This is a genomic window from Micromonospora sp. NPDC005163 (assembly GCF_053599835.1).
In genome coordinates, this window is sequence record NZ_JBSFYP010000077.1 from 22,006 (window position 1) to 28,623 (window position 6,618).

5 protein-coding genes are annotated in these 6,618 nt (G+C 71.6%); 4 read left to right on the top strand and 1 reads right to left on the bottom strand.

All coding sequences use genetic code 11. The features are described 5' to 3' along the window. Window positions 1-46: 46 nt before the first annotated feature. Together ACWD6N_RS32545 and ACWD6N_RS32550 are read left to right on the top strand one after the other, a co-directional pair. Window positions 47-754: a transketolase gene (locus ACWD6N_RS32545; protein ID WP_450005919.1), complete on the top strand. Its 708-nt coding sequence runs from the start codon at window positions 47-49 to the stop codon at window positions 752-754. Window positions 755-756: 2 nt separating this feature from the next. Continuing rightward, entirely contained in the window at window positions 757-1,659 is a 903-nt protein-coding gene (locus ACWD6N_RS32550; RefSeq protein WP_450005921.1) for a transketolase family protein, read from the top strand. A 4-nt stretch (window positions 1,660-1,663) separates the two neighbouring features. On the opposite strand, the gene ACWD6N_RS32555 is transcribed toward ACWD6N_RS32550, so the two are convergent. After that, the gene (locus ACWD6N_RS32555) at window positions 1,664-2,368 is read right to left on the bottom strand and encodes a glycosyltransferase family 2 protein (RefSeq protein WP_354967225.1); all 705 of its coding nucleotides are present in this window, start codon (window positions 2,366-2,368) and stop codon (window positions 1,664-1,666) included. A 124-nt stretch (window positions 2,369-2,492) separates the two neighbouring features. Between ACWD6N_RS32555 and ACWD6N_RS32560 the strand changes: the two genes are divergently transcribed. Both ACWD6N_RS32560 and ACWD6N_RS32565 read left to right on the top strand, forming a co-directional pair. After that, window positions 2,493-4,712 carry a hypothetical protein gene (locus ACWD6N_RS32560; RefSeq protein WP_450005923.1) on the top strand — a complete coding sequence of 740 codons (2,220 nt, stop codon included), beginning with the start codon at window positions 2,493-2,495 and terminating at the stop codon, window positions 4,710-4,712. 189 nt (window positions 4,713-4,901) lie between these two features. Further along, a complete protein-coding gene (locus ACWD6N_RS32565; RefSeq protein WP_450005925.1) occupies window positions 4,902-6,503 on the top strand; it encodes a ricin-type beta-trefoil lectin domain protein in 1,602 nt (533 codons plus the stop codon). Window positions 6,504-6,618 lie beyond the last annotated feature (115 nt).

Genomic DNA, 6,618 nt, shown 5'->3' on the forward strand with positions numbered 1-6,618 from the left:
ACCCGGTCCTTGAGTTGAAGTTCCCTTCAACTCCCAGACTATCCACATGACGACGATCACCACCAACGCGGCCATGCCGCTGGTGCCGGGGCCGGTGGCCGGCCCACTGGAGCGGCTACGCGCCGGCCGGGAGTTCGGCGCCAACGTGTACTCCACCATCGATGTGCTCTGGATGCTCTACCACCGCGTCCTGCGGATCACCCCGGGCACCATCGACGACCCCGAGCGGGACCGGTTCCTGCTCTCCAAGGGCCACGCCGTGGCCGGCTACTACGCGGTGCTCGCCGCCAAGGGCTTCCTCCCCGCCGGCTGGCTCGACGACCAGGGCGGTCCGGCGAGCCGCCTCGGCGACCACCCGGATCGGACCCTGGTGCCGGGAGTGGAGATCGGCTCCGGCTCGCTCGGGCACGGTCTCGGCCTTGGTGTGGGCACCGCGCTCGGGCTGCGAGCCCAGGGCCTGCTCACCCCCCGGGTGTACGTGCTGCTCGGCGACGCCGAGCTGGACGAGGGATCGAACCACGAGGCGATCGCGTACGCCGGCGCCACCGGCCTCGGAAGCCTGACCGCCGTGGTTGTCGACAACCACTCGGCCACCCACGGCTGGCCGGGTGGCGTGGCGGCCCGGTTCACGGTGAACGGCTGGACCGCCACCACCGTCGACGGACACGACCACGACGCGCTGCACACCGCCCTCACCAGCCAGCACCGGGACCGGCCGCACGTCGTCGTCGCGGTCGCCAAGACCAAGGAGTGACAATGCGCGACATCTTCACCGCCACCACCACCGAGTTGCTGGCCGAGGATCCGCACACCGCGCTGGTGCTCGCCGACATCTCCGCCGCCGCGTTCGCCCCGGCCGCCGCGCAGCATCCGGACCGGGTGCTCAACGTCGGTATCCGGGAGCAACTGATGGTCGGAGTGGCCGGCGGGCTCGCCCTCACCGGCCTGCGGCCGATCGTGCACAGCTACGCGCCGTTCCTGGTCGAGCGGGCATACGAGCAGCTCAAGTTGGACCTGGACCACCAGGACGCGTCCGCGGTGCTGGTCGGCGTCGGAGGCTCGTACGACCGCGCTGCATCCGGCCGGACGCATCTGTCCCCGGCGGACGTGTCACTGATCGACACCCTGCACGGCTGGACGGTGCACGTCCCCGGCCACCCGGGGGAGGTGCCCGCGCTGCTGCGGAACGCGGTGGCCGGCGACGGCTCGGCGTACCTGCGACTCTCAGTGCTGCAGAACGACCGGCCACGCGGCGGCGACGGCTCGCTCGCGGTGGTGCGTGATGCCGGGTCCGGGGCCCCGCTGCTGGTGGCGGTCGGGCCAGTGCTGGACGCGGCGCTGGCCGCCGTCGCCGATCTGCCGGTCACCGTGGCCTACACCCACCGGCCGCGACCGTTCGACACCGCCGGGCTGCGGGCACTGGCGGGAACCGAGGTGATCCTGGTCGAGCCGTACCTGGCCGGCACGTCCAGCCAGGTGGTGTCGGCGGCACTGGTGGACCGGCCACATCGGCTACTGGCCCTAGGGGTGGGGAGGAAGGATCTGCGCCGCTACGGCTCGCCCGAGGACCACAACCGGTGGCACGGGCTCGACGGTGCCGGCCTGCGCCGTTCGGTCGACGCCTTCCTGGCCGGGGCGCTGCTGGCCGCCGGCCGCTGAGCGGTCAGCGAGCCGGCGTGGTGGGACGGCGGCGGGCGCGTTCCCGGCCGAGGATCCAGATCGCCTCGACGCCGTCCTTCCAGGTGATCTTCTTGCCCTCTTCCCGGCCACGCGCCCGGTAGCTGATCGGCACCTCGTACGGCCGGATCCGGCGGCGCAGCAGCTTGCCGGTCACCTCAGCCTCCATGCCGAAGCCGCGCGAGCGCACGTCGAGCGACCGGTAGAGCGCCACCGGCATCAGCTTGAAGCAGGTCTCCAGGTCGCCGATGTACGAGTTGAACAGCACGTTCGCCGCCATCGTGACGCCCTTGTTGCCCATCACGTACCAGAAGCTGTAGGCGCTGTGGCTGCCGAAGGTGCGATTGCCGTAGACAACGGTGGCCCGCCCGTCGAGCACCGGGTCGAGGAGCTTGGGGATGTCCTGTGGGTCGTATTCCAGGTCGGCGTCGAGGATGACCATGTAGTCACCCTCGGCGCTGTCCACCGCCGTCTTGATGGCCGCGCCCTTGCCGGCGTTGCGCTGGTGGGTGATGACCCGCAGGCGGGCGTCGTCGGCGCAACCCAGGATCTCGCCGGTGCCGTCCCGGCTGCCGTCGTCGACCACGACCAGCTCGATCTCACACGGATAGTCCACCGCCAGTGCCTGCTTGAGGGCATCCGCGATGCGTTCTTCCTCGTTGTAGACCGGCATGAGGATCGAGAGCTTCACGGAAATCTCCACGGTGGCGACAATACGTCGGGCATAGCCTAGCCTGGCTGGTCGGCCGAACGCCGGCCGTCACCACCGGGCAGTCAGCGTGGCGGATTCAGCCGGATGGTGTTTACTCTCCGCCATGTCGGCTGCCGGCTCCCTGCTCGCGGCGGTTCCTGCCGCCGCGGTGCTCCTGCTCACCGTCGCCACGAGACCGCGCGGGGTCGACGCGGTGGCACCGCTGCGGCTCGCGGTGGTACGCGCCACCCTGCTCACCGGCGCGTACGCGGTGCTCGTCGTCGAGTTGCTCGGCGCGCTGCACGCGCTCACCCGACCGGCGTTCGTCGCCGCCTGGCTGCTCTTCCTGACTGCCGCCGCGACGGCCGCAGGGCTGCGGTGGCGCCAGGTGACCCGGCTCGCGCAGCCGGCCGCCGCGGCACCCCGGCCGGTCGCGGTCGGCGCCACCGTGGCCGCTGGCACCGACCCGGAAACGTCCGCCCCCCCCGCCGACGGCGGTGAAGCCGGGCGTGACCCCGCGCCGCGGCGGGTCGATCGGACTCCCGCCGGCCTGCTCGGCAGGGCGGTCGACACCTGGCGTACGGCGGGTCGGGGCGAGCGCCTGCTCGCCGGCACGGTCGGCGGGCTGGTCCTGCTGGAGTTGCTGATCGCGCTGCTGGCCGAGCCGAACAACTTCGACTCGCAGACGTACCACCTGCCCAAGGTCGAGCACTGGGTGGCCCAAGGCGACCTCGACTTCTGGGCCACGGCCATCCACCGGCAGGTGACCATTCCGCCCGGCGCCGAGTATCTGCTGCTGCACCTGCGCCTGCTCACCGGTGGGGACCAACTGCACAACCTGGTGCAGTGGGCGGCCGAGGTGGCCTGCCTGCTGGTGACCGCGCGGATCACCGCGCAACTCGGCGGCGGCCGGCGGGCCCAGTTGATCACCGCGTTCGTACTGGCCAGCACACCGATGGTGGTGCTGCAGGCGACGAGCACGCAGACCGACCTGGTCTGCGCGGCGTGGGTGGCCTGCGCGGCCACCCTGGTGCTGGACGGGCTGCGCCGCCGTGCCGGCTGGGGCACCCTGCTCGCGCTCGGCGCCGCCACCGGCCTGACCGCGGTGACCAAGACCAGCGGCCTGATCGCTGTCGGCCCGCTGCTGGTGCTCTGGGGGTTGGCCCAGCTCCGGCTGGCCCTGACCGGCGACCGGGCACCGGCCGACGCGACGGCGGTCGGTGGGGTGCGTCGGCCGCGGCCGACCGGCGCGGTGGCGCGCACCGTCGGCGGTTCGGCGCTGATCCTCCTGGTCGCGGCCACGGTGGTCGGTCCGTTCCTGGCCCGGGTGACCGTCGAGTTCGGGCATCCGCTGGGGCCACCCCGGCTGCGCGAGTCGATCCCGATGGAACGACACGACCCGCCGTCGATCCTGGTCAACGCGCTACGGATCGGGCACACCGCGTTCGACACGCCGCTGGCGCCGCTGCGCCGGGTGGGCGCCGAGGCGATCATCGGCGGGGCGGACCTGATCGGCGTCGACCCGCAGGACCGGGCGATCACCTTCGGCCGGGAGGTCTTTCCGGAGCCCGCCTGGTACCCGGACGAGGACCGGGTGGCGTACCCGATCGCCGGAGCACTGGCGCTGATCGGCGTGGCGGTCGCGCTCGTCCGGCCGCGCCGGATCGACCCGGGGCAGGCCGGGCCGATGCGTGGGTACGCGGTGGTGGTGCTGGCCACCGTGCTGCTGCACACCGCGATGATCAAGTGGCAACCGTGGGGAAACCGGCTGCTGCTCTACGCCCTGGTGCTCGCCGTGCCGCTGGCCGGGCTGTGGCTGGACGCGCTCTTCCGCCGCCAGTTCGGCGCTGCGGCAGACAGGCCCGGGACCGACCGGGGGCGGCGGTCGGTGGCCACGGTGGCGGCGGTCAGCGTGCTGGCCACCTCGGCGCTGGCCGGGGTGCTCGCGCTGTCGTACGGGTTCCCACGCCGGCTCGTCGGCAGCGGATCGGTCTTCACCACGTCGGACTGGGACACCCGGTTCCTGCGTCGCCCACAGTGGGCCGACGAGTTCCGCTGGGCCGCGGCAGCGGTCCACGGCAGCGGTGCACGCCGGATCGGTCTGGTGGAGCAGAACGACAACTGGGAGTACCCGTGGTGGCTGCTGCTGCGGCAGCCGGACGGACGCTCGCCGGACCTGGTGGCGTTGCAGTCGGTGCTGCCGGAACGCCCGCCGGCCGACCCCACCTCGGTGGACGCGATCGTCTGCACCGGCAGCCAGCCGGCGTGCGCCAAGCTGGTCCCGAACGGCTGGCGACTGGAGTTCCGCGGCTACGTCGGTTACGCGCTGCCGCCCGGCCGCTGACCGCCGGACCGCATCGCCCGCAGCGAGCCCGGACCACCCACCCCGCACCCACGCCGCCCGGATCGTCCGATCCGGGCGGTTCTGCATCCCGCGCGCAAGGATCCGAAGCGTATTCACATCCGTTGATCAGCACGTTACCGTCTGGTAACTCAATCGACGTCCCGCGATTGAGCCGAAAGGAGTGCGTCGATGCCTGCTACCCCCGCCAGGCCCGAACGCGCGACCCGACGACGGGCTCTCACCGTCGCCGTCGCCGTCGCCGCTCTCGTCCTGCCGATGCTCGCCGGACCGGCCGCCCCCGCCACCGCCGCCGACCGGCCGAGCGTCCAACCACTCCCCGCCAACCTGGAGGCCATCCGGGCCGCCGAGGCGACCGCCCTCTACGGCACCCCGGCGATCCGCCCGATCGACCAACGCCGCACCACGCTGATCACCATGGGTGACAGCGAGATCTCCGGTGAGGGGGTCGGCAACTACGTCCCCGGCACCCACGAACCCGGCAACTGGTGCGACCGCTCGTACGACCAGGCGCTGTTCCGCACCGGCATCCCCTCGGACGCGCAGTACAACCTGGCCTGCTCCGGCGCCACCCCGTGGAACCTGATCGCCGGCGGCCCGACCCAGCACAACGAGCTGAACCAGGGCGACTACCTGGGAATCAAGGCGCGTAACACGCACGTGAAGCTCATCTGGGTCGTCGTCGGCGCGAACGGCGACGGCACCATCCAGTTCGGCCCGGTCGCCACCGACTGCGCGATCAGCCGGGTCTTCTTCCAAGGCCCCTGCTACCCGCGCTACACCGACCAGTGGACGATCCGCACCGACGGCAGTCGGCAGGCCGTGGTCGACGCGCTCAACGACATCCGGCAGACCATGACCAACGCCGGCTACCTGCGCTCGGACTACGAGCTGGTGCTCATGTCGTACCCGAGCCCGGGCAGCCCGGACGTGGAGGACAACCCGAACTTCCCCGGCTGGTACTCCGGCGGCTGCCTGCTCTACCTGGCCGACGCGGCGTTCGCCCGGAACAAGGCCGTACCGATGTTCGAGTCGGCGCTGCGCGCCGCGGCCACCCAGACCGGCACCCGCTACCTGGATGCCAGCCGGCTCTTCCACGGCCACGAGGTGTGCACGGACAACACCTCGGTCCGCGGCCTCTACATCGAGTTGGGAATCTGGGACGAGAACGCCGCCCGACAGTCGTTCCACCCCAACGCCCGCGGACACGGCATGTTCGCCCAGTGCATCACCCAGTTCTGGAACTCGGGGCAGGATCGGGCCAGCTGCGTCGACCCGGCCAGCACCGGCGGCGGCGTGCTCTACCCGGGGTTGCTGGAGTTCAAGCAGCTGCGCAACCTGGCCACCGGCACCTGTGTCGACGGCAAGGGGTACGACTCCCGCAACGGCACCGTCCAGCAGCCGTACGTCTGCCACGGTGGGCGTAACCAGGGCTTCTGGTACGACCCGGGCCGACGGTCGTTGCACTCGGAGCTGTCCCACGACCGATGCCTCGACATCGCGAACGGGTCGCTGACCTCCGGCACCGCGGTCAACATCTACGACTGCAACGGCACCCCCGCCCAGCAGTTCGTCTTCGCCGGCAAACAGATCAAGCCGGCCGGTGCCAGCAACCTCTGCGTGGCGTTCGACAACCCGTGGCTGGGCAGTCCCCGGCTGCGGTTGGCCGGCTGCTCCACCAGCACCCGGCAGCAGTGGTCGTTCGAGCCCCGGACCGCCGCCAACCCGGTCGGCTACGGTCACGACGACTTCATCGGCTCCCGCGTCTACTGACGAAGTGAAAGGAAGGGCCCCTTAGAGCGTCCGCCAGTAGGTCATCGGATGCGAGGGCTGCGGGGTCGGGTGTCCCACCGGTAGTGCTTCCACGCCCGCACGATGATGCTACGGA

Excerpts from the sequence above, each read along its gene's own strand:
- ACWD6N_RS32545 (WP_450005919.1), top strand. The coding sequence starts at position 47 with ATGACGACGATCACCACCAACGCGGCCATGCCGCTGGTGCCGGGGCCG.
- ACWD6N_RS32550 (WP_450005921.1), top strand. The coding sequence starts at position 757 with ATGCGCGACATCTTCACCGCCACCACCACCGAGTTGCTGGCCGAGGAT.
- ACWD6N_RS32560 (WP_450005923.1), top strand. The coding sequence starts at position 2,493 with ATGTCGGCTGCCGGCTCCCTGCTCGCGGCGGTTCCTGCCGCCGCGGTG.
- ACWD6N_RS32565 (WP_450005925.1), top strand. The coding sequence starts at position 4,902 with ATGCCTGCTACCCCCGCCAGGCCCGAACGCGCGACCCGACGACGGGCT.